Raw genomic sequence first — 26,189 nt, 5'->3', positions numbered from 1 at the left:
AGGCCGAGCGGTGCGCTCGGTAGTCGTGCAATGCTGGAGGGGTGCACAACAGCCAGTCGCGAGGAGGGCAGCCGCGGTGACGGAAGCGAAGCTGGGACCGGCGGCGCGGGAGGAGTCCTGGCAGCGCCTCGGCAAGGAGACCTTCGACCTGGTCGTGATCGGCGGCGGCGTCGTGGGCGCCGGGACGGCACTCGACGCCGCGACGCGCGGGCTGCGCGTGGCGCTGGTCGAGGCCCGTGACCTGGCGTCCGGCACGTCGAGCCGATCGAGCAAGCTCTTCCACGGCGGCTTGCGCTACCTGGAACAGCTGGAGTTCGGGCTGGTTCGTGAAGCGCTTCACGAGCGCGAGCTGATGCTGACGAAGCTGGCCCCGCACCTGGTGAAACCGGTGAGCTTCCTGTACCCGCTGACGCACCGCGGGTGGGAGCGCCCGTACACCGCCGCGGGCCTGTTGATGTACGACACGATGGGCGGCGCGCGGTCCGTGCCGGGCCAGAAGCACCTCACCCGGGCGGGTGCTTTGCGGATGGTGCCGGCGTTGAAAAGGTCGGCCCTGATCGGTGGCATCCGCTACTACGACGCACAGTCCGACGACGCCCGCCACACCATGACCGTGGCCCGCACCGCCGCCCACTACGGCGCGGTGGTGCGCACCTCGACCCAGGTCGTGGGTTTCCTGCGCGAAGCCGACCGGATTTCGGGCGTGCGGGTGCGTGACGTCGAGGACGGGCGCGAGACGGAGATCCAGGCCGGCGCGGTGATCAACTGCACCGGCGTGTGGACCGACGAGCTGCAGCGGCTCTCGGGCGGACGCGGCCGGTTCCGCGTGCGCGCGAGCAAGGGCGTGCACATCGTGGTGCCGCGCGACCGGATCGTCTCGGAGTCGGGGCTGATCCTGCGCACTGAAAAATCCGTCCTCTTCGTCATCCCGTGGCGCAACCACTGGATCGTCGGCACGACCGACACCGACTGGCACCTGGACCTGGCGCACCCCGCGGCCACGAAGCACGACATCGACTACATCCTCGATCACGTGAACACAGTTCTGGCCACCCCGCTCACCCACGACGACATCGAGGGTGTGTACGCGGGGCTGCGGCCGCTGCTGGCCGGGGAGAGTGAAGAGACGTCGAAGCTTTCGCGCGAGCACGCCGTCGCGCGCGTGGCGCCGGGGCTGGTCGCGATCGCGGGCGGCAAGTACACGACCTACCGCGTGATGGCGGCCGACGCCGTCGACGCCGCCGTGGTCGACCTGCCGGGCCGGCCGCCCTCGTCCATCACGGACAAGGTGCCGCTGCTCGGCGCCGACGGCTACCACGCGCTCGTGAACCAGGCCGACCACCTGGCCGCGCAGCACGGCCTGCACCCGTACCGCGTGCGCCACCTGCTCGAGCGCTACGGCTCGCTGGTCCACGAGGTCCTCGCGCTGGCCGACGGCCACCCGGAGCTGCTCAAGCCGATCGACTCCGCGCCCGACTACCTGGGTGTCGAGGTCGTCTACGCCGCCAGCCACGAAGGCGCGCTGCACCTGGAAGACGTGCTCGCGCGGCGCACCCGGATCTCGATCGAGTACGCCCACCGGGGCGTCGACTGCGCCGAGCAGGTCGCGCGGCTCGTCGGTGAGGTGCTGGGCTGGTCGGCCGAGACCGTCAAGCGCGAGGTGGACGTGTACACCGCGCGCGTGGAAGCCGAACGCGAGTCACAGTCGCAGCCCACGGACGAGTCGGCCGACGCCTTGCGCGCCTCTGCGCCCGAGGCCCGGTCGGGGATCATCGAACCGGTCAGCTGACGTGCGGTGAAGGGCGACCCGGGGAATTCCTCGGGACGCCCTTCACCCTGTTGAACTGCCGGTGTTTCAGGCCTTGCGGATCCAGCGGATGAGCGGTTCGCCGGTCGGCGCCGGCGTGCGCTCCGGCCCCACGTGCGTGAACCCGCACCGCGCCGCGACCGACGCGGACACGACGTTGCTCTCCTCGTGCCGGTAGCTGATCTCCTGCAGACCGAGCCCGCCGAAGCCGTACCGCAGGGCCGCGCTCAACGCCGTGCTCGCGATGCCCTTGCCGCGCTCGGAGGGATGGGTCCAGACCGACGCCTCGGCCGTGTCGAACGTCAGGTCCAGCTCCCGCAGCCCGACCTCCCCGAGCAGCCGCCCGGTCGTCGGCTCCGCGACGGCCCACGAGCACCGCTCGTCGCACGCCCACTGCGCGGTGCGCAGGGCGATGTACTCGGTGGCCTCGTCGAGCGTCCGCAGCCGGTAGTTCAGCACGTACCGCCGGTGCTCCGGATCGGCGAACGCCTCCATCAACGCGGCCCGGTCGTCGAGGTGCCGGTCCGCGCGCAGTTGGCGCAGGTAGTACGCGCCCGCGTTGATCTCCACGGGTTCCACGTCAAGAGGGTAACCAGAACGTGGTGCTCAGCGCTGCCAGATGACGGGTGCGCCACCTTCGTCGAGCGGTCCGTTGGACACGATTCCGGTGATCGTGCCGTCTTCACCGACCGCCTGCACGTCGCCATCGCGGTATCCGTCGGGCAGCAACAACCTGCCGATCGGGGTGGTGTCCTGCCAGGCGAACGGCGCGCCGGCGTTCGGTGTGGTGGGGTTGGGCAGTTGCCCGGCGCTCAGCCCGGTGCTGTTGACGAACATCGCTTGGTCTCCGAGGGGCAGCGGCTCGGGGCGGTCGGGGGTGACCCACCTGAACGCCTGGCTCGGCGGCGGGCCGTCCGGGTTGGCGAAGCCGACCACCACACCATTGCGGAGGGCGAGCCCGAAGGCCGTGGAGTAGCCGGCCGGCAGCTTGAACGGGGTGGTGACCCCGTCCTGCCACAGGTGGTCGCGGAACAGCACCGTGCCGTCGTTGTCGAGGTGCATGGCGTCGGGCCAATCACCGGTGTGCGGGACGACGACCAAGCCCTGGCCGACCGCGGGCCACAGGCCGACGGCACCCTTGGCCGGGTCGTCGGCGACGAGGTTCACCAGCACGTCGCCGCGATCGTTGAGGGCCAGCACGGTGCTGCCCACGTAGCCGGCAACGTCGGGTACGAGGTGAAAACCGTTGTCGTCCAACAAGAATCCGCGGGTGCGACCGGTGTCGTAGTCGCTCGCGTCCCCGAGCACGACGCCCGAGCCGTTCTCATCCCGCACCGACGCGAACTCGTACCCGGCGGGCACGCCACGCACGGTCGGCCGGCCGTTCGTCCAGGTCACGACCTGCGAGGTGCCGTCGATCCCCAGGTCGCCGGTGTAGCCCCCGTGTCCGTCGGTGCCCATCACGAACCCGGTCGCGTCCTCGTGCCCCACCGGCAGTGGCAACAGAGTCGCGTGCCAGGTCGCCTCGGCGCGTGCCGGGACCGCCCCAGGCCGGTCCCGGCCACCGCCACCGCGGCGACGGCCAGTGCTCTCGGCTTCACGTGATTCCTCCCCTTCCTCGGGGAGTTCACGAACCAGACGAACCCGGCGTTGTCCGGCAAACGGGTGAAGGTCAGAGCAGCCCGCGGCGGTAGGCCTCGGCGACGGCGGCCGCGCGGTCGTTCACGCCGAGTTTCGCGTACGCGTGCAGCAGGTGGGTCTTGGTGCTTGCCTCGCTGATGAACAGCTGGTTCGCTGCCGCGCGGTTGGTGGCGCCGGTGGCGACCAGGCGCAGCACGTCGAGCTCGCGCGAGGTCAGGGCCCCGGGCGTGGGCCGGCGCAGCGGCGCCATCAGGCGGGCCGCGACGCTCGGCGCGAGCACCGCTTCCCCGCGCGCGGCCGCCCGGACGGCGTGCTGCAGGTCGGCCACGGGGGCGTCTTTCAGCAGGTAGCCGGTGGCGCCGGCCTCGATGGCGGGCAGCACGTCGGCTTCGGAGTCGTAAGTGGTGAGGACCAGGACGCGCACCTTCGGGAACGACTCGGCGAGGCGGCGGATCGCGCCGACGCCGTCGAGCTCGGGCATGCGCAGGTCCATGAGCACCACGTCGGGGTGGTGGTGCGCGACGAACGCCAGCGCCTCGACGCCGGTGGCGGCCTCGCCGATCACCTCGATGTCGGCGCAGCCCGTGAACGCGCCGCGCAGCCCGTCGCGGACGATCGGGTGGTCGTCGGTGAGCAGGACGCGGATCATCGGTCCGCCGGGATGGCCGGGAGCTGCACGTTGACCGCGGTGCCTTCACCTGGGGCCGATTCGAGCGTGAAGGTGCCTGCCACCCGCCGCACGCGCTGGCGCATCGCCTGCAGGCCGAAGCCGGTGCCGTCCCCGCGCACCGGCGCGACGGGGTCGAAGCCGGCGCCGTCGTCGCGGACGTCGAGGAGCACGAGGTCGCCGGCGTAGGTGAGCGACACCGCGATGCGGGTCGCGTGTGCGTGTTTTTCCGCGTTGGCCAAGGCTTCCTGTGCCACGCGGTACAGCGTCACCTCCAGTTCCGGCAGCAGCGGCACCGGCTCGCCGCTGGTCTCCGCGGCCACCGCCACCCCCGACGTGTCCGTGACGCGTCGAGCCAGCTCGGCCAGCGCATCGGGCAGGCGCGAGTCGGTGAGGGGCTCGGGCCGCAACGCCAGCACGGCGCGGCGGGCCTCCGTGAGGCTGTCCTTGGCGAGTGCGTGGACCTGGGCGAGGTGGCGTTCGCGCGATGCCGCCGACGCCGCGCGGTCGGCGGCCTGCAGCTGCGTGACGATGCCGGTGAGCCCCTGCGCGAGCGTGTCGTGGATTTCGCGGGCCATTCGCCGGCGTTCGTCGTGCACGCCGGCCTCGCGGGCCTGGGTGAGCAGCTGCGCGTGGAGCCCGGCGTTCTCCTCGAGCGCGGTCTCGAGGCGGGCGTTGGCCTCGGCGAGGGCGGCGTTGGCCAGCCGGCGTTTGTCGTTCTCCACGCCGACGAACCAGGCCGCGTACAGCATCGGGCCGACCACCGAGACCACGTACACCCACGCCGGCGAAGATCCGTCCGTGCCCCAATTCTCCTTGGCCAGCAAGGGAATCACGGCCGTCGCGGTCACGGCGAAGATGCTCCAGCGCGCGGCGAACAACACGAACGCGATGGGGTAGGCGACCGACGCGTAGGCCGTGAACGTGGTGTCGAGGGTGTTGAGCGCGGCGGCCCCGGCGAGCAGACCGGCGAAGTACCCGACCGCGAGCCACGGCCGCTGCGCGCGGTGCGGGAACAGCGGCACGAGCAGCAGCAGCCAGCCCGCCGACAGCCCCGCGGCGGCCAGCGTCGCAGTGTCGACGCCGTCGCTTGCCGCCGCCCAGATCGTGCACGTCGCGAGCACGACGATCCCGATCGCGGCGAACAGCGGCCCGGCCAGGCGCTCCCCGTTCGGGTGCACGGCACCCGGCACCACACCCATCATGGCCGCGATTCTCGCAGTCGCGCGGCCTCGCCGGGCTCCACCGTTCGACGCGGCCATCCACCGATCGGTGGATCAGCGCCGGCGCCAGCCCGTGATCAGCAGCACGGCCAGCGGCAGCGCGAAGACGAGGATGAGCCGCCCACGCGAGAGCACGAACACCGCGATCGCCACCACCACGGCGATGGGCACGGCGAAGCGGATCGCGAAGCGCATCAACGCGCTGTCACCGGCCGGCGGGCCGGCCACCGGCACCGCTGCCGCCGGGCGGGGGATGGCCAGCAGCGCGCTCGGCCGGGGCGAGGGCAGGTCGTCGAAGAGGGGTTCGAGATCGCTGACCCGCTTGGCGGCGGTGACCTTCGCCGAGCGGGTGCCGTATTCGTCGACGTCGAGGCGGCCGGTGCGCACGTGCTCGGAAAGCACGTCGAGGGCGTCCTGGCGTTCTTCGTCGCTCAGCCGCATGTCGGGCACGGGGTGCGCCTCAGCGGTCGAACCGTCGGCGACGGTCGTGGTAGTCGTCGCGCATCTCACGGCGGGCCTCGAGCTGGTCGCGGCGGAACTCGTCACGTAGTTCCCGGCGCGCCTCGCGGTGGTCGAGCCGGTGCTCGCGGCGACGGTCCCGGTGGTGGTCGCCGCCGGCACCCCAGAGCGCCCGGCCGACGATGCTGAGCGCGATCGGCGCCATGATCAGCGGCCACGCGGGCAGCGTGCCCGTGGCGATCAGCGCGATGGCCGCGATCCACACCAGCGGCATCAGTGCGGCCACCGCTCGCTGTCCACCGTTCCAGCCGTCCGGCCGCGCCACGGCCGTCTGCGGGGCAGGAGCCGGAACCGGTGCCGACGCAGGAGCGGGTGCCGCAACCGGCTCGGCGCTCCCGTAAACGGGGTGCGGCGTCGGCAGATCGGCGAACAGCTCGGCCAGCTCACCCCGCGTCTTGGCCGCGGTGATGCGCGCCGAGCGTTCGCCGTACTCGTCGATGTCGATCCGCCCCGCGCTCATGTGCTCACCGAGCGCATTCAGCGCGGATTCCCGTTCCTGGTCGCTGATCCGCAGCTGCGGAGACGGCACCTCTGTCACACCGTTGATGGTAGGCCGCCGCGGGCTCGCGGACCCACGACATTCAGCACAACTTCAGTCCTTGAGCTCCAGAAGCTGCGTGCCCTGGGTCACGGCGGCGCCGACCTCGACCGAAAGCCCCGTGACGGTGCCCGCTTTGTGCGCCGTGACCGGGTTCTCCATCTTCATCGCTTCGAGGACCACGATCAGCTCACCGGCCTCGACCTGCTGGCCTTCCTCCACGGCGATCTTCACGATGGTGCCCTGCATCGGTGCCGTGACGGCGTCGCCGCTCACCGCGGCCTTCGCGCCGCCCGCGCGCTTGCGTGGCTTGGCCTTCGTGGCCGTCGCGCCGCCGCCCGTGCCTTCGAGTGCGAAGCCGCCCGGCAGTGAGACCTCGAGCCGGCGCCCGCCGACCTCGACCACCACGTTCTGGCGCGGGGCTTCTTCCTCGGCCTCGGCTTCAGGCGCGGTGAACGGCTCGATCTTGTTGTCGAACTCCGTCTCGATCCAGCGCGTGTGCACGCTGAAGCCGTTTTCGTCACCGACGAACGCGGGGTCGTTCACGATCACGCGGTCGAACGGCAACACGGTGGCCATACCCTCGACCACGAACTCGGCCAGCGCGCGACGGCTGCGCTCCAGCGCGTTGTTCCGATCGGACCCGGTGACGATCAGCTTCGCCAGCATCGAGTCGAACTGGCCGCCGATCACGCTGCCGGACTCGACGCCGGAGTCGACGCGCACGCCGGGACCGTTGGGCGAGATGAACTTGGTGACCGTGCCCGGCGCCGGCAGGAAGCCGCGGCCGGCGTCCTCGCCGTTGATGCGGAACTCGATCGAGTGCCCGCGCGGCTCGGGGTCTTCGGTGATGCGCAGCTTCTCGCCGCGCGCGATGCGGAACATCTCCCGCACGAGGTCGAGGCCCGTCGTCTCCTCGGAAACCGGGTGCTCCACCTGCAGGCGGGTGTTCACCTCGAGGAAGGAGATGGTGCCGTCGGTGGCCACGAGGTACTCGACCGTGCCGGCGCCGTAGTAACCGGCTTCCTTGCAGATCGCCTTGGCCGACTCGTGGATGCGCGCGCGCTGGTCGTCGGACAGGAACGGCGCGGGCGCTTCCTCGACGAGCTTCTGGTGGCGGCGCTGCAACGAACAGTCGCGGGTGCCGACCACGATCGCGTTGCCGTGCTGGTCGGCCAGCACCTGCGCCTCGACGTGGCGCGGCTTGTCGAGGTAGCGCTCCACGAAGCACTCGCCGCGGCCGAACGCGGCCACCGCCTCACGCGTCGCGGACTCGAACAGCTCGGGGATTTCCTCGCGCGTGCGGGCGACCTTGAGGCCACGCCCGCCACCGCCGAACGCCGCCTTGATCGCCACGGGCAGGCCGTGCTCGTCGGCGAACGCCACGATCTCGCTCGCGTCCTTCACCGGTTCCTTGGTGCCGGGCACGAGCGGCGCACCGGCGCGCGTCGCGATGTGCCGCGCGGTCACCTTGTCGCCGAGGTCGCGAATGGACTGTGGGCTCGGGCCGATCCAGGTGAGCCCGGCATCCAGTACGGCCTGGGCGAAATCGGCGTTCTCCGACAGGAAGCCGTATCCCGGGTGGACGGAGTCGGCACCGGAACGCTTGGCGACGTCGAGGAGTTTGTCGATCGACAGGTAGCTCTCGGCGGCGGTGGTGCCGCCGAGGGAGAACGCTTCGTCGGCCAGGCGCACGTGGGGCGCGTCGCGGTCGGGATCGGCGTACACGGCCACACTTTCGAGACCCGCGTCCTTCGCCGCCCTGATCACGCGGACCGCGATCTCACCGCGGTTGGCGACGAGGATCTTGGTCACCGGACCACCCGTGCTCGCGACGTCCTGCTCGGTCACCCGGTACCTCCCGTGAGCTCCACTGCCTGGTGTCCCGGAGTCTACGGACCGCACTACCCGCTGGGATGAGAGCTGGACCACCTGGTGGTCTCGTTATACCCGCGCGGTGTGCCGCAGCTCGACCGGGAGTTCCGAGTCGAGCACGATCACGTCGTACGGGTTGACCTGGTGGATCTTCGGCAGGTGCTCGGTGTTGATCATGATCCACGGCTGGTGCTCGCCGCAGCAGTCGATCAGGCGGTCGAGTGCGGTGAAGGCGACCAGGGCCACTCGGCCGTCCGGTGTGCGACGCAGCTCGATGTTGGCGCCGGTGCCGCCGTCGGTCGTTCCGCTGACCGGTCCGGTCGGCAGGTACAGGGCTGGGGGGAGGTTGGGGTTCGTCACTCGGACAACATAGACGGCCACCGTCCGCAAGATCGCCTACAGTCTCGGATATGCGGACTTCGCCGACCCGGACCCCGCGGTCCGCGCTGCTCACGGCTGTGCTCGCCGCCGTGGTCACGGTGGCGGCGCTCGTGGTCGTCGTCGTGCTGCGCCCGAAGCCCGACGGCGTGGCCGAGGTCCCGCCCGTGAACCTCGAGCCGGCGGCACCCACCGCGACGACCTGCGGCAGCGGTCCGTGCCGGCAGCTGGCCGCGATGACGGTGTCCGGCACCCCGGTCGTGTTGCTCTCCGACGCTTCGGGCGGCTGGGGCCGGGTGCAGGTGGGACGGCAGCCGGGCACGGAGTTCGAGCTCGCGATCACCACGATGGGCGCGAAGCTCAGCGCGCAGTCGTTGCACTGCGTCGCGGGCGAGACGGCGGCGTGCCTGGTGACCGGCGACGTCGGCGGGGGCGGCGGTGCGTACGGCGAGCTGCTCATCAACTCGGGCGACGTGTGGCGCGACTTCGGGAAGCCGTACTTCGCCGATGCGGGCACGCTTTCGCTCTTCGACGTCGACACCGACGGCCGGCCCGAGGTGATCGTCGTGCGCCACGAGTGTCCCGACGCGACACCCGGCACACCCAGGTGCCAGGCGGCGCCGGTGCTCGCGGAGGTCTACCGGCTCAGCGGCGCGGTGCTCGGGTGCACCCGCACGGTGGTGTCGCCGTCGGACCTGCGCGGCTGGCCGCAGGTCGAGGTGCGGTCCTCGGAGCTGCGGACCTGTCCGGACGGCGGCTGAGCGGGTTTCGTCGCCCGGCCGCCGTCCGGGGTTGATCAGGCGGTGACGGGCGTGGCCTTGGCTGCCTTGTCGGAGGCCGGGGCGTCACGCACCGAGTCGTCGAGCAGGCCTTCGCCGCGGGCGACGATGGTCGGGACCACGATCTGGCCGGCGACGTTGGTGGCCGTGCGCATCATGTCCATGATCGGGTTCACGGAGTAGATGAGCGCGATGCCCAGCGCCACCTGCTTGGCGTCGAGGCCGATGAACGCGGTGGTGAGCGTGAGGGCGGTGAGCCAGCCCGTGGTGCCCGCCGTGGCGAGCGCGCCGAGCACGGCGACCACGACGATGCCGATGTACTGCCCGATGCTCAGCTGCACACCCGAGAGGTTCGCGATGAAAATGGCGCCGATGGCCGGGAACACCGCGGCGCAACCGTCCATTTTGGTCGCACTGGCCAGCGGGGTGGCGAAGGCCGCGTAGGAGGGTTCGACACCGAGGTTCACCGCGGCCTGGCGGGTGAGCGGCAGCGTCGCGGCGGACGACTGCGAGGCGAAGGCGAACTGGATCGCCGTGCCGGCCTTGGCGAAGAACGTGGCGGGGCTGATCTTCGCCACGAACTTCAGCAGGATCGGGTACACGACGAACAGCACCAGCAGGCAGCCGACGTAGACCGCGGCGGTGGTCGAGAGCAGCGGGCGGAAGAGGGCGTCGCCGTAGTTCGACACGGCGGCGCCGATCAGGCCGGCGATGCCGAGCGGGGCGAGGCGCACGATCCAGCCGAGGTAGCGCTGGATGATCTCGAACACGCTCGTGGTGAAGTCGACGAACGGCTTCGCCTTGTCACCCAGGCTGTAGGCCGCGGCACCGATCAGCACCGCGAGGAAGAGCACCTGCAGCGTGTTGCCGTCGGCGAAGGCGGAGAAGAAGTTCTGGGGGAGCAGGCCGTCGATGAAGGCGTCCCACGAACCCCAGTTGCTCACGCTCTTGGCGGCCTTGTCGGCGTTCTTCGCCGTGGCCGCGATGCCCGCGCCGAGGCCGCCGGTGCCCGGGTTGAACAGCTTGCCGATCGCGATGCCGATCAGCGATGCGATGAACGACGTGATGGCGAACCAGAGCACGGTGCGGCCGCCGAGCCGGGCGGCCGTGCGCCCGCCGCCGAGGCCGCGCAGGCTCGTGATGCCGACCACGATCGCGGTGAAGACCAGCGGGATCACCGCGATCTGCAGCAGCGTCGTGAAGATCGAGCCGATCTCGTGCAGGACGTTGGTCAGCGTTGTGGCGCCCGTCGTGCGGGCGAGGATGCCGAGCAGCGCGCCGACGACGAGCGAGCCGATCACGGCGGCAGCGAATACGCGAGGTTTGGTGTAGGCGCGGAGGAAGGACACGAGGCCACCCCAGAGGTCGAAAGTTCCCGTTCAGGCCCGAACCGGGCCGAACATGAACTTTCTTCCTTCACTCGGTGGAGTGAAAGTCTTCTCAGGATGTGGGAGAAATCCAGAGATCCACGACACTCACGCCGACCTCGGTCAGCAGGCGCCGCACGAGTGGCAAGCTGAGCCCGATCACGCTCGACGGGTCGCCCTCGATGCCCTCGACGAACCAGCCGCCGAGCCCGTCGAGCGTGAACGAGCCCGCCACCTGCAGCGGCTCGCCCGTGGCGATGTAGGCGTCGAGCTCCTCGGGGCTGGGCTGTCCGAAGTGGACGGTGGTGCGCTGCGTACCGGCCGCTTCCTTGGTGCGGTGGCCGTTCTCGACGCGGATGATCGCGTGACCGGTCAGCAGCTCGCCCGTCCGGCCGGCCATCGCGGCCCACCGTTCGCGCGCCACCTCGGGCGTGCCGGGCTTGCCGACCATCTCGCCGCCGATGTGCAGCATCGAGTCGCACGCCACGATCACCGCGTCGGTGTGGATGCCCGCCACCTCGGCGAACACGGCGTTGCCCTTGGCCGCGGCGAGTGCCATGACCAGCTCGTCGGGCGTCGGATCCGTGAGCGCCGCCGCGACGGCGTCCTCGTCGACACCGGACACCACGACACTCGGCTCGATCCCGGCGGCGCGCAACAGCGCGAGGCGGGCGGGGGACTGGGAAGCAAGTACGAGACGCACGGGTGAAAGCTACCGCGCGTTCTGAGAGTTGCCGAATTGTGACCTGCAACACCCGATCGTGGAGCTAGTTTGTTGTTGCTCACAACATATCGAGGCTGGGCTCGGCTTGCCCCCGACGCTACCAATAACGACGCCGCGAAGGGACGACGGTGACCATGACGGTCAGGGTGATGGAATCGACCCCGCCGACCAGGCCGCGCTCGGCTTGGTGGTCGCGCCTGCGAGCCCCGAAGCACCGCGAAGCGGTCCGCGGTGGGAGTGCCGAGGTGTTGAAGGGCTCGCCGCCGTTGCGCTGATGGGTCTCCTTCCCGCCCGTGGGCGTGTTCGCGCCGGGCGGTGTTCGACTTTCCTCCCGCGGTAAGCGTGTCGGCCCCTCGGTCCCGGAATCCCGCACCGGTGCCGAGGGGCCGCCACGTCACTGGGGTCGATCGGACTCGTGAACCCGCGGCCGGCCTTGTCGTGAGCAGCTGCGACCCGAGTTCGCGAGCAAGGCGAGCCCCGCCCGTGATCACGCGGTCGCCGGGGCCTCCGAGGTCGTCGGTGTTTTCGCCGGCGCCGGCCGAGGGGCGACGCGGCGGAGGAAGGACGCGGCGACAACACCGAGGAGCAGGACGGCGATCGGCAGGATCAGGGTGGCACGAGCGGCGTCCGTGAGGCCGTTGTGGACCGCCTCCGACGCCAGTCGGCCCGCCTGGGCGGCGAGGTCCGCGGGCAGGCCGGGCATGGCCGCGGGGGCGCCGCCCGAGGAACCGAACTCGCCGGTGGACGCGGCGGCGTGCGCGATGCCCTCGGCGAAGGGCTGCCGGTACTGCTCGGGCAGCTGCGCCGCGGCGATGGTGGCCTCGTCGGTGATGGAGGCGCTGATGCGGGCCTGCAGGAGCACGCCGATGGCCGCGCTGCCGAGAACGCCGCCGACCTGGCGGGCGGTGTTGAAGATGCCCGACGCCGTGCCGGCGAGCTGCGGCTGCACCGACGCCATGGTCAGGTTGCTCATCGGCGAGAAGATGCAGCCGATGCCCAGACCGCAGACCAGCAGGGCCGGGATCAGCGCCCACGGGCTGGTGTCCGGGCGGGCCTGCACGGCGATGACGGCGATGCCCACGGCGAGCAGCGCGAGGCCGCCCATCACGAGGTACTTGCCGTTGATCCGGTCCGACGCGCGGCCCACGAACGGCGCGATCACGCCGGACAACAACGACATCGGCGCGGTGAGCACCCCGGCGAGCGTGGGGCTCAGGCCGAGCACCGTCTGGATGTAGATGATCAACGGCAGGAACATGCCGGTCATCGTGAAGCCGACGGTGGTGGCCGTGAGGGTGCCCGCGGAGAAGTTGCGGTTGCCGAACACGGCGAGCGGCACCAGTGGTTCGCGGCGGTTGTACTTCTGCCACAGCACGAACGCCACCAGCAGCACCACGCCGGCGCCGATGAACTCGAACACCGTGATGCCGCCGAAGACCGTGCCCCAGTCGTACTGCTGGCCGTTCTGCACGCCGAACACCAGGCAGAACAAGCCGGCCGCCGAGAGGAAGATGCCGATGAAGTCGAACGAGTGGGCGTGCTTGGGCTGCCAGTCGGGCACGAGCAGCACGGTGAGCACGATGGCGACCACGCCGATCGGCACGTTGACGAAGAAGATCCACTCCCAGCCGAGGTGGTCGACCAGCACGCCGCCCAGCAGCGGGCCCGCGATGGTGGCCAGGCCGGCGACGCCGCCCCACGCGCCCATGGCCGGGCCGCGCTTGGCGGGCGGGAACAGGTGCGTGATGAACGCCAGCGTCTGCGGCGTCATCAGCGCGGCGCCGAGACCCTGCACGGCACGTGCCGCGATGAGCATCTCGACGCTGCCCGACAGGCCGCACCACAACGACGCGGCCGTGAACACGATCAGGCCGGCGAGGAACACGCGCTTCGGCCCGAAGCGGTCACCCAGGCGGCTCGTGAAGAGCATCGGCACGGCGTAGGTCAGCAGGTAGACGCTGATCACCCACACCACGGAGTTCAAGCCCGTGTTCAGCTTGTCGAGCATGTTGGGGATCGCGATGGACACGATGGTGGTGTCCAGCAGAATCATGAAGAACCCCAGGCACAGCGCGCTGAGCGCGGCCCACGGGTTAGCTTGTCTTGCGTTCATGGTCTTCCTTGGTGATGAGACTGAGCGTGGGCTTTTCGTCCTGGAACCGGATGCGCCCTGAGGAAAGATCGGTGTAGAGGCGGTCGCACCACTCGAGCTCGAAGGCCCGGTGGGCGGCGGCGTAGCGGAAGTCGAGCCAGTAGATCTCGGGCAGGCCCCCGTCGCGCAGGCCCTTGAGCACGGTCTGGTCCGACGCGACCTTCGCGCGCAGCAGCGTGATGCGGTGCTCCAGCTCGGTCATCGAGATGTCCCGGCCGAGGTCGTCGATGACCGCGAGCCCGCTGAGGAACTCCGGGTACTCCTGAGCGACGTCGCCCAGCAGCTCCCGGGCCCGCTGCACGAACACGTCCTTGCCCGCCGCCGTCATCGCGTACACGGTGCGCTCGGGGCGCCTGCCGTCGCGCTGGGTGTCGACGATCTCGATGAAACCGTTGTTCTGCAAGCGTTCCACGGTGTGGTAGAGCGACCCGGCCTTCAGCTTCACGCGCAGATCCACGTAGCGCTCGCGCATGAGCTGAGCCATCTCGTAGGGGTGCATCGGCTTTTCGTGGAGAAGCTCGAGCACGGCCACCCCCAGAGTGGTCAGCTTCGCCGCAACCATGGCTGTTGATCCTTTCGAGTGATCCGATGTGGTTATTCCATGTGGACTATACGTGCTGGATCATACGTCGCGGACTAGTACTCGATCCAGCGTGGTTCAAGCGTGGTTCAAGCGTGGTTCAAGCGTGGTTCAAGCGTGGTTCCGCTGGTGAGCGCGCTGTCGCGCACGGTGATGAGGGGGTTCCGAAGTGGTTGGGTCAAGGTATCCGGGGGCACCGACAAAATCGGGAACGGACGATGTCGAGAACGCGTCATCGGCTGCGTCCCCGGGGCACGAGCGGCCGCAGGGGCCGCCGGGCAGTCACCCGGTCAAGGGAGGAAAACCATGACGGTCCGCCGCATGGATCACGCCGGCGTGGTGGTCGAGGATCTCGCCGCCGCCATCGCGTTCTTCGTCGAGCTCGGCCTGGAGCTGGAGGGGCAGGCCACGGTCGAGGGTGAGTGGGTGGACCAGCTCCTGGGGCTCCCCGGCGTCAAGGCCGACCTCGCCTTCGTGCGCACACCCGACGGCCACAGCCGGATCGAGCTGTCCACGTTCCACTCGCCGGTGAGCACCGCCACGCCGCCGCGGCCTCCCGTGAACACCCCGGGCATCCCGCGCCTCACGTTCGTCGTCGACGACCTCGACGACGTGCTGCGCCGCCTGCGTCCCCACGGCGCCGAGCTCGTGGGTGAGCTCGCGCGGTACGAGGACTACTGCCGCTACGCCTACGTCCGCGGCCCGGCGGGCATCATCGTCGGGCTGGTCGAAGAACTCGGCTGAGCCACCACTCCAGGAGAGGACCACCACCATGGCCGTCGCCGAAGACCTCGACCGCGCCACCGACTCGGCGTGGGACTGGGTCGCCGAGCAGACCCGCACGTACCTGGCCTCGGGAGGTACTGAGGGCCACGAGTCCAACGGCGTGCACACCCTGATCCTCGCCACCACCGGCCGGCGCACCGGCGAGCCCCGCCGCTGCTGCCTGATCTACGGCACCTCGGGCGACGACTTCGTCGTCGTCGCGTCGAAGGGTGGTGCCGACGAGGATCCGGCGTGGTTCAAGAACCTCGAGGCGAACCCGAGCGTCGGCGTGCAGGTCGGGCTGCGGCGGTTCACCGCCCGCGCCAGGGTCGTGCCCGCGGCCGAGCGGGAACCGTTGTGGGCGTTGATGTCCGGCATCTTCCCGCGGTACGACGAGTACGCGCGGAAGACCGACCGCGTGATCCCGCTCGTCGTGCTCACGCCGCAGGACTGAGGGGGTCGCTCGGCGTCAGTCACCCACGTGCTCCAGCTGCCGCCGGGCCTCCCGTGCCCGCCGCCCCCACAGCGAGTACCAGCCGGCGATCGCCGTGCCCACGGTCAACGCGGCCGCGCTCAGGCCCAGCGACCAGTGCACACCCACGGCGGCGCCGAGCAGCCCCACTGTGAACCCGCTGCCGGCGCGCAGGCCGTTGGCCGAGACGTTGTAGACGCCGATCACGCGCCCGCGTTCGGCCGGTTTCGCCAGCAGTTGCACCACCGTCTGCCCGATCGACATCGACGCGAGGTTCGCGATGCCGCCGATCACCAGCAGGACGAGCGCCAGCGGATAGCTGGCCGTCAGCGCGAAGAACAGGCTGGAGAGCCCGTAGATCGCGGTGCTGACCACGGCCGCGAACACGCTCGGTTTGATCCGGCCCGTCGCCTCCAGCAGAATGCCGCCGAGCACACCGCCGGCGCCGTTGGCGAACAACAGCACGCCGTAGGCCGTGCCGGCGCTGCCCGCGCCGAGGTCCTGGGCGAAGATCGGCATCGAGCTCTGCATCGAAGCGCCGACGAAAAACGCGCCCAGCCCGGCCAGGATGATCATGCCGACCATCGTGGGGTTCGCGCCGACCTCGCGCAGCACCCGCACCGAGTCGAACAGTCCCACGCGCGGCCGGGCGACGATGCCGCCGTCGCGCGTGTGGCCGGTGAAGTTGGTGCGGAACAGGAAAAGCGTGAGCGGCAGGTAGAACGCGACGTTCACGAAGATGCCCGCCACCGGCCCCAGCCCGAGCAGCAGCGCCGACCCGACGACCGGGCCGAACAGGATGCCGAGGCTGCGGAAGGTGGCGTTCAGTCGTACCGCGCTCGGCAGTTCGGCCGGGCCCACGAAGTCGTGCAGCATCAATTGTTCGCCCGGGCCCCAGACCGCGCCGGCTATGCCGTGGAGGATCAAGAGCACGCACGCGCTCCAGACCTGCAGCGTGTCGGTGACGATCAGCACGCCCCACAGCACGGACACGAGCATGAACAGCACCTGCGCGGCCTGGATGATCCGCCGGCAGTCGTGGCGGTCGGCCAGCCCGCCGAAGTACACCGAGAACAACAGGAACGGGACCCAGTGGCTGATCACCTCGAAGCCGGTGAGCGCGGGGGACTGGAACTTCTCCCACAGCACCCAGTAGGTGATCACGTGCTCGATGTTGTCGGCCATCATCGCCAGCCCCGCGCCGAACAGGTACGGGCGGCAGTCCTTGTTGTACAGCGCGGCGAACTTGCGCGGCGCGGTCGGCTCTTCCAGGACGTGCGTCGGCACGCCACACGCGGAACACATGTCGGTGACCCCCTTTTGCCGCGGCTCACGCTAGACGCGACGTTGCGTCTTGTCTAGAAGCCGATTAGGCTCGCCGACGTGGGAAACGCCACTTCACCCGATACCCGCCGCCACCACGGCAACCGCTACGGCCGCAGTGAGGACGCCCGCCGCGCCGTCCTCGACGCCGCCGACGACCTGCTGGTGGACCACGGCTTCGCCGGCTTCACGATCGAGCGCCTCGCCGCCGCCGCGGGCGTGGCGAAGCAGACGATCTACCGCTGGTGGCCGTCCAAAGTGGACGTTCTCCTCGACGCCCTCGGTGACGACCTCGCCGAAGAACTCGTGCCCCCCGACCACGGCGACCTCCGCCGCGACCTGCGCGACCACCTCGCCGCCGTCGCCACCTTCCTCACCACCGCCGACGCCGGCGCCGTGTTCCGCGCCCTCATCGGCCAGGCCCAGCACGACCCGTCTCTGGCCGCCCGGCTGCGCGCGGAGCAGATCCACGGGCAGCGCGCACGCGACCGGCTGCCGTTCGAGCGGGCCCTGGCTCGCGGCGAGCTGCCGACCGGAACGGATCTGGATTGGCTGGTGGAGCAGGCGATCGGGCCGATCCACTACCGGGTGCTGGTCACGGGTGCGCCGGTGACGCGGAAGTTCACCGATGCTCTGGCGGATCGTGTTGTGAAGGCCTGCACCGGAATCTGACGCTGGAGCCCCGATACGGCGTTGGGTGCGTGGGGCGCACCGAATGCCGCATCGGGGTGCACGCGGCGACAGGTCAGCGCGGCAACGCGGAAGCGCGCCACGCACCGTCGCCCGGCTGGGGCAAGGTGCCCAGCCGGGTCGCGCGGTCGGTCCACCACGACGTGCGCCGGGGGGCAGCCGGTGCGCTGCCGGAAGACGCGGCCACCGCGGCGACCACGGCGGTGAGGGCGGCCAGTTCGGCGTCGTCCGGGTTGCCGCGGACGACGCGGAGCAGGGGGCGGTCGCTCACGGGAGGCCTCACAGGGGGATGTTGCCGTGCTTCTTGGGCGGGAGCGTTTCACGCTTGGTCTTCAGCAGGGCCAGCGCCTTCGTGATGTGGCCGCGCGTGTGGGCGGGCACGATGACCGAGTCGACGTACCCGCGTTCGGCGGCGGCGTACGGGTTCAGCAGCGTGTCCTCGTACTCCTGGATCAGCTCGGCGCGCAGGGCGTCCACGTCGCGGCCCTCGGCGGCGGCCGTGGCGAGCGTCTTGCGGTGCACGATGTTCGCGGCGCCCTGGGCGCCCATCACGGCGACCTGCGCGGTCGGCCAGGCGAGGTTGACGTCGGCGCCGAGGTGCTTGGAGCCCATCACGTCGTACGCGCCGCCGTAGGCCTTGCGGGTGATCACGGTGACCAGCGGGACCGTGGCCTCGGCGTAGGCGTAGATCAGCTTGGCGCCGCGGCGGATGATGCCGTTCCACTCCTGGTCGGTGCCGGGCAGGAAGCCGGGCACGTCGACGAAGGTGAGCACGGGGATGTTGAACGCGTCGCAGGTGCGCACGAACCGCGCGGCCTTCTCCGACGCCGCGATGTCCAGGCAGCCGGCGAACTGCGTCGGCTGGTTCGCGACCACGCCCACGCTCTGCCCGTCGACGCGGCCGAAGCCCACGAGGATGTTGGGCGCGAAGAGCTCGTGGACCTCGAGGAACTCGCCGTCGTCGAGCACGCGGGTGACGACCTCGTGCATGTCGTACGGCGTGTTCGGCGAGTCGGGGATGATCGTGTCGAGCTCGCGGTCGGTGTCGGTCACGTCGTCGAAGAAGCCGGCGGGCTCACCCGGCGCGAAGGCGGGCGGCTCGGACAGGTTGTTCTGCGGCAGGTACGACAGCAGTTCCTTGACGTAGGAGATCGCGTCCTCGTCGTCGGAGCCGAGGTAGTGCGCGACACCCGACTTGGTGTTGTGCGTGCGCGCGCCGCCGAGTTCCTCGAAGGTCACGTCCTCGCCGGTCACGGTCTTCACGACGTCCGGGCCGGTGATGAACATCTGCGAGGTCTCGTCGACCATCACCACGAAGTCCGTGAGCGCGGGCGAGTACACGTGCCCGCCGGCGTTGGCGCCCATGATCAGCGAGATCTGCGGGATCACGCCCGACGCGTGGGTGTTGCGGCGGAAGATCTCGGCGTAGAGGCCGAGCGACACCACACCTTCCTGGATGCGCGCGCCGCCGCCCTCGTTCATGCCGATGATCGGGCAGCCGGTCTTGATCGCGAGGTCCATGACCTTCACGATCTTCTCGCCGTAGACCTCGCCGAGCGCTCCGCCGAAGACCGTCACGTCCTGGGAGAACACGCACACCGGGCGGCCGTTGACGGTGCCGTAGCCCGACACCACGCCGTCGCCGTAGGGGCGGTTCTTCTCCAGCCCGAAGTTCGTGGAGCGGTGGCGCGCCAGCTCGTCGAGCTCGACGAACGAGCCCTCGTCGAGCAGCAGATCGATGCGCTCGCGGGCAGTCTTCTTGCCCTTCGCGTGCTGCTTCTCGATCGCACGCTCGGACCCGGCGTGCACGGCCTCGTCGTAACGGCGGTAGAGGTCCGCGAGCTTGCCGGCCGTGGTGTGGATGTCCGGTTCTTCCTCGGGCGGAGTCCCGAGCGGCTGCGTCGCACTGCTCATGAAGCGGAGCTTAGCTACCACGGGGTCGCTTCGCGTGTGGCGTACGCCTCCCCGGGCATAGGCTGGCGGCGTGCTTCCCGTCCGCCCGCTCGGGCCCGCCGACCTGTCCGCCTGCCTCGATCTCGGCGCCGACCGCGACTGGCCCCGCGAGCACCGCAAGTGGTCGATCCTGCTCGACGTCGGCCGCGGCTTCGGCATCGACGCCCCCGACGGCGGCTTGGCGGCAACGTCGATCCTGGTCGAGACGGGCCCGGTCGCGTCGATCTCGATGGTCGTGGTCGCCGCCCGCCACGAACGCCAGGGCCTGGGCGGCCGGGTGACCTCCGCGGCCGTCGCGGCGGCCGGTGACGCCACGGTGTTCCTCCACGCGAGCGACTTCGGCCTGCGCCTGTACGAATCCCTGGGCTTCGTGGCCGACGGCGGTTGCGAGGGCCACCTCGGCACACTCTCCGACGACGGCGGCCCGGTTTCGCGCGCCGTCCGGCCCGGCGACCTGGACCGCGTGTACGAACTGGACACCGCCGCGCAGGGCTTCGAGCGCCGCGCGCTGCTCGACCGGCTCCTGTTCGAAGCCGAGCACGTCCACGTGCTCGACGACGGCTTCGCCCTCGGCACGGTGCTCGACGACGTGACCGTGATCGGCCCGGTCGTCGCGCCGGACGAGGAGCAGGCTCGCGCCCTGATCCGCGGCATCGCGCGCTCGGCCGGCGGCCGGATCCGGGTCGACGTCGACTTGGCTCAGCCGGGGCTTTCGTCGTGGTGCCGCGCTTCGGGGCTGCTCCCGATCGCCCCGGCGCCCCGGCTGGTCCACGGCGGCAAAGCACTGCCGGGGATCGCCGCGCGGCGGTTCGCGCCGTACAACCGCGCGCTGGGCTGAGTCAGCCGAGGTGCCGACAGCACGCCCGGGGCGTGGCGATGTGGCGCACGTTCGTCTCGACTCATTCACCCCCGCCGGCAGCGCGGTGTCGAGCCTGCCCGCGAGTACTCCACACGCGGTGGAATCTCGGCGTGGGCCTCGCGGTGGACGATGTCGCCGTGCTCCGGTTCGCGCAACGACTGGATCAGCATCTTCTCGTTGATCCCGGCCACTCCGCTTGAGCTCGCCGAACGGTCAGGGATCCTCGTGCAACGCCCAGCGCACCAGCGACTTCGAGCGGCCGCCGCTCACGTCGACGGCGTCGAGCCCGCAGTTGTACCTGCGTGGCGCCATCCTCGATCCTTGCGCGGTCCGACTCGCGCACGTCGTGGCCGAGGGTGCGCAGGGTTTCCAAGCCGTCGTCGCGCAGCGCGCCGCCGAGGGAGCAGGGGTCGGGGTGGGCGAAGAGCCAGAGGACGTTCATGGCGCCAGGGTCGCTCGCTCTGATAGGCGGAGACAGTGGCCCGATGGACAACCTGTGCAAGAATCGAGCCATGTCCGTTTTCCGGCACCCCGAGAGGCACCACGTGGCGGTGCTGGTGCGCCACGGCATGCTCGTGATGGAGCTCGGCATCGTGCACCGCCTGTTCGGCCAGGCGCGCTCGGCCGACGGCGAGCCGCTGTACGAGGTGGTCACCTGCACGCCCGAGCGCGGCGACGTCCGCACCGACTCCGACGTGGTGATCCCCGTCCCGGTGGGGCCGGAGGCGATCGCCGAGGCCGACACGGTGGTGGTGCCGGCGTCGTCGCTCGAGTACGAGCCCACGGGCCGCGACTACCCGCCCGCGCTGGCCGGCGCGATCGGGCGCATCCGGCCCGGCGCACGCGTCGCGTCGATCTGCACCGGCGCGTTCGTGCTCGCGGCCGCGGGCCTGCTCGACGGCCGCCGCGCGACCACGCACTGGCGCTCAGCCGGCGACTTCCGGCTGGAGTACCCGCGAGTCAAACTCGACCCGGACGTGCTCTACACCGAGGACGGCAACGTCTTCACCTCCGCCGGCGTCGCATCCGGCATCGACCTCTGCCTGCACTTGATCCGGCGTGATTTCGGCGCCGCCGTGGCCAACGAGGTCGCTCGCGGCACCGTCGTCTCACCCCACCGCGAGGGCGGGCAGGCGCAGTTCATCCGGCGTCCGGTGCCCGAACCGCAGACCGCGTCGACGGGCACCGCGCGAGCGTGGGCCCTGGAGCACCTCGACCGGCCACTGACGCTGCGCGATCTCGCCGCGAAGGAGTCGATGAGCGTGCGCACGTTCACCCGGCGCTTCCGCGAGGAGGTCGGGATCTCGGCGTTGCAGTGGCTCACGCAGCAGCGCGTCGAACGCGCCCGCCGGCTGCTCGAGGAGACGGACCGGCCGATCGACCGCATCGCCACCGACTGCGGGTTCGGTACGGCGGCCTCGTTGCGCCAGCACCTGCAGAGCGCGCTCGGGGTGTCGCCCAGCGCCTACCGCAGCACGTTCCGTCGCACGGCCTGAACTCGGCGGTCCGTGGGGGCGCCCGGTGCTCGGACGCCCCACGGACCGACCCCCAGAATCCGCCGAAGACGGTGGTGGGTCGCCTTCGCCACGACCCATCTTCCGGCGGCACCGGGGTGTTCGGTACCGGTCTGACCAGGTCTTACAGAATCTGACAGGGTCAGGGGACGACCGTGATGAGGACGTACACCGGCCGCTTCGTGGTGAAGAACTCCGTGCCCGCCGCGTCGACCATCTTCCAGCCGATCCAGCAGCGGCCCGGCGCGTCCGACGCCGTCACCGGCACGCTGATCATCACGTGCTCACCCGGCGAGGTGTCGCCGATCAGCACCCGCGCGGGGGTGTGGCAGGTGCCCGGCGCGGGCGGCAGGTCCGTGCGCTGGAGGTAGCGCTGGTGCCAGCGGACGTTGCCCGAGTTCTCGAGCTCCCACACCTTCTGCACGGTCACGCCGACGTGCACGGGCGTGCCGTCGGGCACCGTCACGTCGGCGATGAACCTGGTGTTGTCCCCGGGGATGCGGGCGCTCGCGTCACCGGCCGGCTCGCCGAACTTGCCCGGGAGGACGAACGCGGCCACCGCCAGCAGCACCACCACGACGGCGGCGGTCACGACCAGCACGTTCCGCCGGGGCAAGCGTTTGCGCGGCGGCGGGGCGATCCTGACGCCCTCGGCTTCACCCGCGGCCGGCTCGGGCTCACTCGCCTCGGTGGCGTTCTGCCCGGCGGTCTTCGGTCCGGCGGCACCCGGCTCGGTCACCGCAGAGGGCTCCGCCACCACCGGCGCGCCCTTGAGCTCCGCCCACCGCAGCCGCCACCGTTCTTCGTCCGCGCCACACGCCTTCACGAACTCCCGCGTCGTCTCCCAGGACGGGAAGCGGGTGCCCTTCACCGCCTCGTGCAGCGTGGTGTGGGAGATGCGGCCGGAGCGTTCGGCCATCTTGCGGAACGACGGGTCGCCGGCGCTCGCCCGCAGCGCGGCCAGCTCCGCGGCGAGCACGTCGGCCGGGGTCGGCTCCGCGCTCATCGCTCTCCCTGGTGTCAGATCCGCTGCTGAAGGACAAGTCTGACACCCGGCGTGCCCCGGCGAAGGATCACCCCAGGGCCGCCGGCGACTCCGCGTCCGGCACCAGCACGCGGGGCACGCCGCTGCCGTCGGCCGGCACCGTCCACACGTCCGAGTGCTGCGTGCCCCGCGGGATGCCGTAGGCGACGGAGCGGTTGTCGAGCCACGCGGCCTGGTCGTCGACGCTGCGGGTCTCCGCGAGGGGTGTCACGCGGCCCGACGCGAGGTCCAGCACGGACAGCCGCCAGCCCTTCGCCGGGTCATCGGCGATCGCGGACTTGAAGGCGATCCTCGTGCTGTCCGGCGACAGCGACGGGCACTCCACGTTCTCCCGGATCGACACGATCGTGTGGGCCCGGAAGTCGCCGCGGACGAGGTAGCGGCGGCCGGCCGTGGACATGGTGGCGTAGAAGGTGTGGTCGTCGCGGGTGAAGGTGACGCCCCAGAAGTTGAGGTCCACGGCGGTGTAGGGCTTGCCGTTCAGCGTCACCGCGAAGTCCTCCAGCGTCGGCGCCAGCTCGCCCGTGCGGACGTCGAGGATGCCGGCGCGGGTGGAGAACACACCGCCGTTGTAGGAGTCGCCGGTGACGAACACCGTCCACGCCACCAGGTTGCCGCTGGGCGACACCCGGGCGCGGTTGGGCAGGCCGACCAGCGGGATCTCGCGCTTGGACGTCAGCGAAGAGTCGAGCACCGCCAGCTGGTACGTCGTGAGGTCGCCGTCCTGACGCAGGCACAGGCCGGTGCCCGCGGACGCGTACACCCGCGCGCACGTCACCGGCGACACCGCGCGCGGTCCGCCCGGATCGGTCACCGAAACCGTGACGACGTGGCCGCGCGAGGCGTCGGCCGTGCTGCGCACCAGCAGCCGGGGGCCCGGCGCCAGGGACACCGTGCCGGTGGCCGCGACGTCACGGTTGCGCGCCGCCGCCATGCCGACGTACACCGCCGCCGCGGCGACCAGCACCACGATGCCCGCCACCGCCACCAGGATCCGCGTTTTCATCGCGCCTTCCGCAAGAGTCCGAACGTCACCACGATCGCGAGCACGGCCGCGCCGGCCGCCACGGCCATCGACGGCCCGATGCCCCACACCTGCCACGCCAGCCCGAACAGCGCCGACGACACGAAGTACGCCACCGCCTGCCCGGTCTGGATGAGCGAGATCCCGGTCGTCCGCAGGGCTTCCGGCAGCACCGGCCCGGCCAGCGCCATCAGCACGCCGTCGGTGGCGGCGTAGAACGTGCCGTAGAGCGCGAGCGAAAGCACCACGAGCGGCCAGCCCGACACGGGCCCGGCCAGCAGCAGGTACACCACGACCAGTGCGCTGTAGCCGCCGAGCACCACCGGCAGCCGGCCGAACTTGTCGGCCAGCGAGCCGAGCGGCGCGGCCAGCACGAGGTAGGCGAGGTTCGTGCCCACGGCCAGCAGCGGGAACCAGCCCGTGCCGATGTCCTCGCGCCGCTGCAGCAGCAGGTACACGAAGCCGTCGCCGATCGTCGCCGTGCCGAGCACGCACGCGGCGATCAGCAGCCGCCGCACGGGCGCCGACTTCAGCAGTGCCGCCGCGGCTTTCGGCGACACGGTGCCGGTGGCCGGGCGCGGGGTGCGGTGGTCGCGGACGAAGAGGATCAAGAGCAACACGGCGATCGCGGCGATGCAGAAGCTGGTCACGAACACCGCGTCGAACGCGTCGGTGCTCGAAGCGCCGACCAGCGCGAGCACCCCCAGCGCCACGAGCGGTCCCGCGAACGCGCCCGCGCTGTCCATCGCGCGGTGCACGCCGAACGCGCGCCCGAGCATGTCCTGCGGCGCCGACAAGGTGATCAACGCGTCGCGCGGCGCCGTGCGCAGGCCCTTGCCGGTGCGGTCCGCGGTGATCACGGCGCCGATCGCCCCGGCCGACGCGCTGGCCGCGACCAGCCCGAGCTTGGCGACGGCCGAGATCGCGTAGCCGATCCCGGCGATGGTCTTGCGCCGGCTCACCCGGTCGGCGAGGTACCCGCCGACGAGCCGCAGCAGTGCCGTCGCGCCGGTGTAGAGGCCGTCGACCAGGCCGTAGATCGCGGGGCTCAGGTGGAGGCTGAGCACGAGGTAGATGGGCAGCACCGCCGTGACCATCTCCGAGGAGATGTCCGTGACGAGGCTGACGGTGCCGAGCGCGAGCACGTTCGCGGCGATCTTGCCTTTCGAGGCCTTGTGCTCACTGCGGCCGATGGTGGACAAGTACACGGGCGGGTCCTTCCGACGGACCGCGGGTGCGTCCACAATGGACGCACCCGCGGCGGGGACTCACTGCCAGACGTCGAGGATCGGCGACTTGCTCGCCGCGCCCGCGATCCCCGGCAGGCCGTAGGAGGCCTCGATGGTGCGCAGGACCGTGTAGTGGTTGATGGATTCGGAGTAGCTGCCCGGCTTCACGTGGGCGCCGACGAACGAGGTGTAGATCTGGTTGACCGAGGTGCCGCTGTCCTCGTCGAACGTGACGATCAGCAGGCTGTTGTGCGTCTTGGCCCACTGCGCGTACGAGTCGAGGTGGCTCTTCAGCCAGGTGTCACCGGTGCCGATCGAGCAGTCGTGCATGTCACTGCACATGTTCGGCGTCACGAAGGACACCGTGGGCAGCTTGGTGTAGTCGGTGGGAAAGCTGGAGTAGCGGACGTTGCTGGAGCTCGGCACGTTGGAGAAGTCCACCCAGCTGTTGTGCTTGCGCATGTAGGTGCCGCTGGAGCAGCCGGTGTAACCGTCGGACGGCATGGACTCCGAGTAGCCCTTGAACGTCTTGCCGGCGCCGATCAGCTGCTGGCCGAGGTTGGCCTTGCTGCCGAGGTTGGCGGGGCACGAGTCGCTCGTGACGCCCTGCGTCGCGCCGGAGAACAGCGCGACGTAGTTGGGCTGGCTCGGGTGGGTGATCGCGAAGGAACTGGTGAACTTCGCGCCTTGGCTCGCCAAGGACGTGAAGTACGGGGCGGCCGACGACGTGATGGACGAGGCTTTCTTGTTCTCGAACATCACCAGCACGACGTGGTCGAACGACGGCACGGCCGCGGCGGCGGGCGCCACGTCCGGAACGCCTGCGTTCGTCACGGCCGCCGTGACCACGCCGGCCGCGGCCAGCGTCGCCGCGGCGAGCGCGGCCACGATCCGCTTGCGGATCATGAGTCCTCCTGGGTAGGGGGGAAGGGCGACTCATGATGGGGACGCGAGCGGACCGGTTCGTGTTGGGTTGGCGTCTGGTACGTGGTCAGAAAATGAACAACTGTGTTTTCGGCCCCGCCTCCGGCGGGGCGTGCGAGATCGCCTTTGAGCCGTCTTCCG

General features: G+C 70.7%; 27 protein-coding genes. 7 read left to right on the top strand and 20 right to left on the bottom strand.

Translation table 11 applies throughout. The features are described from left to right. Positions 1 to 76: 76 nt before the first annotated feature. Positions 77 to 1,789 (top strand): glycerol-3-phosphate dehydrogenase/oxidase, encoded by a 1,713-nt coding sequence (locus ACWEOE_RS07385; RefSeq protein ID WP_452005205.1) that lies wholly within the window; start codon positions 77 to 79, stop codon positions 1,787 to 1,789. Positions 1,790 to 1,855: 66 nt separating this feature from the next. Here ACWEOE_RS07385 and ACWEOE_RS07380 read toward each other — a convergent pair whose 3' ends face one another. The 8 genes from ACWEOE_RS07380 to ACWEOE_RS07345 form a co-directional block, all read right to left on the bottom strand. Continuing rightward, positions 1,856 to 2,386, bottom strand: coding sequence for a GNAT family N-acetyltransferase (locus ACWEOE_RS07380; protein ID WP_452005202.1), 531 nt, complete (start codon positions 2,384 to 2,386; stop codon positions 1,856 to 1,858). 27 nt (positions 2,387 to 2,413) lie between these two features. Further along, the gene (locus ACWEOE_RS07375) at positions 2,414 to 3,310 is read right to left on the bottom strand and encodes a hypothetical protein (protein WP_452005199.1); all 897 of its coding nucleotides are present in this window, start codon (positions 3,308 to 3,310) and stop codon (positions 2,414 to 2,416) included. A gap of 169 nt (positions 3,311 to 3,479) precedes the next feature. After that, positions 3,480 to 4,097, bottom strand: a complete 618-nt coding sequence (locus ACWEOE_RS07370; protein ID WP_452005197.1) for a response regulator — start codon at positions 4,095 to 4,097, stop codon at positions 3,480 to 3,482. Beyond that, positions 4,094 to 5,320, bottom strand: a complete 1,227-nt coding sequence (locus ACWEOE_RS07365) for a sensor histidine kinase (protein ID WP_452005194.1) — start codon at positions 5,318 to 5,320, stop codon at positions 4,094 to 4,096. Before ACWEOE_RS07365 ends, ACWEOE_RS07370 begins: the two co-directional genes overlap by 4 nt. Before the next feature lie 72 nt (positions 5,321 to 5,392). After that, positions 5,393 to 5,779, bottom strand: a complete 387-nt coding sequence (locus ACWEOE_RS07360) for a DUF1707 SHOCT-like domain-containing protein (protein WP_452005673.1) — start codon at positions 5,777 to 5,779, stop codon at positions 5,393 to 5,395. Between the two features lie 19 nt (positions 5,780 to 5,798). Continuing rightward, positions 5,799 to 6,395 carry a DUF1707 SHOCT-like domain-containing protein gene (locus ACWEOE_RS07355; protein WP_452005191.1) on the bottom strand — a complete coding sequence of 199 codons (597 nt, stop codon included), beginning with the start codon at positions 6,393 to 6,395 and terminating at the stop codon, positions 5,799 to 5,801. Between the two features lie 54 nt (positions 6,396 to 6,449). Further along, positions 6,450 to 8,246 carry an acetyl/propionyl/methylcrotonyl-CoA carboxylase subunit alpha gene (locus tag ACWEOE_RS07350; RefSeq protein ID WP_452005188.1) on the bottom strand — a complete coding sequence of 599 codons (1,797 nt, stop codon included), beginning with the start codon at positions 8,244 to 8,246 and terminating at the stop codon, positions 6,450 to 6,452. 93 nt (positions 8,247 to 8,339) lie between these two features. Further along, positions 8,340 to 8,630, bottom strand: coding sequence for an SAV_915 family protein (locus tag ACWEOE_RS07345; RefSeq protein ID WP_285970436.1), 291 nt, complete (start codon positions 8,628 to 8,630; stop codon positions 8,340 to 8,342). Between the two features lie 50 nt (positions 8,631 to 8,680). Here ACWEOE_RS07345 and ACWEOE_RS07340 point away from each other — a divergent pair, with 50 nt between their 5' ends. After that, complete coding sequence (locus ACWEOE_RS07340; protein ID WP_452005185.1) at positions 8,681 to 9,409, top strand: hypothetical protein; 729 nt, start codon at positions 8,681 to 8,683, stop codon at positions 9,407 to 9,409. Between the two features lie 35 nt (positions 9,410 to 9,444). Here ACWEOE_RS07340 and ACWEOE_RS07335 read toward each other — a convergent pair whose 3' ends face one another. The 4 genes from ACWEOE_RS07335 to ACWEOE_RS07320 all read right to left on the bottom strand — a co-directional run bounded on the left by ACWEOE_RS07335 (position 9,445) and on the right by ACWEOE_RS07320 (position 14,232). Beyond that, on the bottom strand, positions 9,445 to 10,776 hold the full coding sequence (locus ACWEOE_RS07335; protein ID WP_452005182.1) for a dicarboxylate/amino acid:cation symporter: 1,332 nt from the start codon (positions 10,774 to 10,776) through the stop codon (positions 9,445 to 9,447). Positions 10,777 to 10,867: 91 nt separating this feature from the next. Further along, on the bottom strand, positions 10,868 to 11,497 hold the full coding sequence (locus ACWEOE_RS07330; protein WP_452005181.1) for a Maf family protein: 630 nt from the start codon (positions 11,495 to 11,497) through the stop codon (positions 10,868 to 10,870). Between the two features lie 508 nt (positions 11,498 to 12,005). Then, positions 12,006 to 13,631, bottom strand: coding sequence for a DHA2 family efflux MFS transporter permease subunit (locus ACWEOE_RS07325; protein WP_452005178.1), 1,626 nt, complete (start codon positions 13,629 to 13,631; stop codon positions 12,006 to 12,008). After that, the gene (locus tag ACWEOE_RS07320; protein WP_452005175.1) at positions 13,612 to 14,232 is read right to left on the bottom strand and encodes a PadR family transcriptional regulator; all 621 of its coding nucleotides are present in this window, start codon (positions 14,230 to 14,232) and stop codon (positions 13,612 to 13,614) included. The genes ACWEOE_RS07325 and ACWEOE_RS07320 overlap by 20 nt, the downstream gene beginning before the upstream one ends. A 324-nt stretch (positions 14,233 to 14,556) precedes the next feature. On the opposite strand from ACWEOE_RS07320, the gene ACWEOE_RS07315 reads away from it, so the two are divergent. Both ACWEOE_RS07315 and ACWEOE_RS07310 read left to right on the top strand, forming a co-directional pair. Continuing rightward, positions 14,557 to 14,994: a VOC family protein gene (locus ACWEOE_RS07315; protein WP_452005172.1), complete on the top strand. Its 438-nt coding sequence runs from the start codon at positions 14,557 to 14,559 to the stop codon at positions 14,992 to 14,994. Positions 14,995 to 15,022: 28 nt separating this feature from the next. Then, positions 15,023 to 15,469 carry a nitroreductase family deazaflavin-dependent oxidoreductase gene (locus tag ACWEOE_RS07310; RefSeq protein ID WP_452005170.1) on the top strand — a complete coding sequence of 149 codons (447 nt, stop codon included), beginning with the start codon at positions 15,023 to 15,025 and terminating at the stop codon, positions 15,467 to 15,469. Between the two features lie 15 nt (positions 15,470 to 15,484). Here the strand turns inward: ACWEOE_RS07310 and ACWEOE_RS07305 are convergent, their stop codons facing one another. Further along, entirely contained in the window at positions 15,485 to 16,774 is a 1,290-nt protein-coding gene (locus tag ACWEOE_RS07305) for an MFS transporter (RefSeq protein ID WP_452005167.1), read from the bottom strand. Positions 16,775 to 16,870: 96 nt separating this feature from the next. Here ACWEOE_RS07305 and ACWEOE_RS07300 point away from each other — a divergent pair, with 96 nt between their 5' ends. Beyond that, entirely contained in the window at positions 16,871 to 17,482 is a 612-nt protein-coding gene (locus ACWEOE_RS07300) for a TetR/AcrR family transcriptional regulator (RefSeq protein ID WP_452005164.1), read from the top strand. A gap of 73 nt (positions 17,483 to 17,555) precedes the next feature. On the opposite strand, the gene ACWEOE_RS07295 is transcribed toward ACWEOE_RS07300, so the two are convergent. Beyond that, on the bottom strand, positions 17,556 to 17,771 hold the full coding sequence (locus ACWEOE_RS07295; RefSeq protein WP_452005161.1) for an acyl-CoA carboxylase subunit epsilon: 216 nt from the start codon (positions 17,769 to 17,771) through the stop codon (positions 17,556 to 17,558). An 8-nt stretch (positions 17,772 to 17,779) separates the two neighbouring features. Beyond that, positions 17,780 to 19,414 (bottom strand): acyl-CoA carboxylase subunit beta, encoded by a 1,635-nt coding sequence (locus tag ACWEOE_RS07290; RefSeq protein WP_452005159.1) that lies wholly within the window; start codon positions 19,412 to 19,414, stop codon positions 17,780 to 17,782. Positions 19,415 to 19,484: 70 nt separating this feature from the next. Here ACWEOE_RS07290 and ACWEOE_RS07285 point away from each other — a divergent pair, with 70 nt between their 5' ends. Next, entirely contained in the window at positions 19,485 to 20,291 is an 807-nt protein-coding gene (locus ACWEOE_RS07285; RefSeq protein WP_452005157.1) for a GNAT family N-acetyltransferase, read from the top strand. A 65-nt stretch (positions 20,292 to 20,356) separates the two neighbouring features. Here ACWEOE_RS07285 and ACWEOE_RS07280 read toward each other — a convergent pair whose 3' ends face one another. Then, complete coding sequence (locus ACWEOE_RS07280; RefSeq protein ID WP_452005670.1) at positions 20,357 to 20,482, bottom strand: winged helix-turn-helix transcriptional regulator; 126 nt, start codon at positions 20,480 to 20,482, stop codon at positions 20,357 to 20,359. A gap of 342 nt (positions 20,483 to 20,824) precedes the next feature. Here ACWEOE_RS07280 and ACWEOE_RS07275 point away from each other — a divergent pair, with 342 nt between their 5' ends. Next, positions 20,825 to 21,808: a GlxA family transcriptional regulator gene (locus ACWEOE_RS07275; protein WP_452005154.1), complete on the top strand. Its 984-nt coding sequence runs from the start codon at positions 20,825 to 20,827 to the stop codon at positions 21,806 to 21,808. 160 nt (positions 21,809 to 21,968) lie between these two features. Here ACWEOE_RS07275 and ACWEOE_RS07270 read toward each other — a convergent pair whose 3' ends face one another. The 4 genes from ACWEOE_RS07270 to ACWEOE_RS07255 form a co-directional block, all read right to left on the bottom strand. Further along, positions 21,969 to 22,832, bottom strand: coding sequence for an NBR1-Ig-like domain-containing protein (locus ACWEOE_RS07270; protein ID WP_452005152.1), 864 nt, complete (start codon positions 22,830 to 22,832; stop codon positions 21,969 to 21,971). A 67-nt stretch (positions 22,833 to 22,899) separates the two neighbouring features. Next, the gene (locus tag ACWEOE_RS07265) at positions 22,900 to 23,877 is read right to left on the bottom strand and encodes a TolB family protein (RefSeq protein WP_452005149.1); all 978 of its coding nucleotides are present in this window, start codon (positions 23,875 to 23,877) and stop codon (positions 22,900 to 22,902) included. Next, positions 23,874 to 25,103, bottom strand: a complete 1,230-nt coding sequence (locus ACWEOE_RS07260; protein ID WP_452005146.1) for an MFS transporter — start codon at positions 25,101 to 25,103, stop codon at positions 23,874 to 23,876. The genes ACWEOE_RS07265 and ACWEOE_RS07260 overlap by 4 nt, the downstream gene beginning before the upstream one ends. Before the next feature lie 60 nt (positions 25,104 to 25,163). Beyond that, on the bottom strand, positions 25,164 to 26,030 hold the full coding sequence (locus ACWEOE_RS07255) for an alkaline phosphatase family protein (RefSeq protein ID WP_452005143.1): 867 nt from the start codon (positions 26,028 to 26,030) through the stop codon (positions 25,164 to 25,166). Between the last annotated feature and the right edge of the window lie 159 nt (positions 26,031 to 26,189).

This window comes from Amycolatopsis sp. NPDC004368, from assembly GCF_053602515.1.
The sequence above is the reverse complement of the archived record's forward strand: the minus strand, read 5'-3'. Positions and strand labels throughout refer to the sequence as shown.

Coding starts and splice junctions, on each gene's coding strand:
- ACWEOE_RS07370 (WP_452005197.1), bottom strand. CDS start 4,097: ATGATCCGCGTCCTGCTCACCGACGACCACCCGATCGTCCGCGACGGG.
- ACWEOE_RS07365 (WP_452005194.1), bottom strand. CDS start 5,320: ATGATGGGTGTGGTGCCGGGTGCCGTGCACCCGAACGGGGAGCGCCTG.
- ACWEOE_RS07360 (WP_452005673.1), bottom strand. CDS start 5,779: ATGCGGCTGAGCGACGAAGAACGCCAGGACGCCCTCGACGTGCTTTCC.
- ACWEOE_RS07340 (WP_452005185.1), top strand. CDS start 8,681: ATGCGGACTTCGCCGACCCGGACCCCGCGGTCCGCGCTGCTCACGGCT.
- ACWEOE_RS07325 (WP_452005178.1), bottom strand. CDS start 13,631: ATGAACGCAAGACAAGCTAACCCGTGGGCCGCGCTCAGCGCGCTGTGC.
- ACWEOE_RS07320 (WP_452005175.1), bottom strand. CDS start 14,232: ATGGTTGCGGCGAAGCTGACCACTCTGGGGGTGGCCGTGCTCGAGCTT.
- ACWEOE_RS07315 (WP_452005172.1), top strand. CDS start 14,557: ATGACGGTCCGCCGCATGGATCACGCCGGCGTGGTGGTCGAGGATCTC.
- ACWEOE_RS07310 (WP_452005170.1), top strand. CDS start 15,023: ATGGCCGTCGCCGAAGACCTCGACCGCGCCACCGACTCGGCGTGGGAC.
- ACWEOE_RS07290 (WP_452005159.1), bottom strand. CDS start 19,414: ATGAGCAGTGCGACGCAGCCGCTCGGGACTCCGCCCGAGGAAGAACCG.
- ACWEOE_RS07280 (WP_452005670.1), bottom strand. CDS start 20,482: ATGCTGATCCAGTCGTTGCGCGAACCGGAGCACGGCGACATCGTCCAC.
- ACWEOE_RS07275 (WP_452005154.1), top strand. CDS start 20,825: ATGTCCGTTTTCCGGCACCCCGAGAGGCACCACGTGGCGGTGCTGGTG.
- ACWEOE_RS07270 (WP_452005152.1), bottom strand. CDS start 22,832: ATGAGCGCGGAGCCGACCCCGGCCGACGTGCTCGCCGCGGAGCTGGCC.
- ACWEOE_RS07265 (WP_452005149.1), bottom strand. CDS start 23,877: ATGAAAACGCGGATCCTGGTGGCGGTGGCGGGCATCGTGGTGCTGGTC.
- ACWEOE_RS07255 (WP_452005143.1), bottom strand. CDS start 26,030: ATGATCCGCAAGCGGATCGTGGCCGCGCTCGCCGCGGCGACGCTGGCC.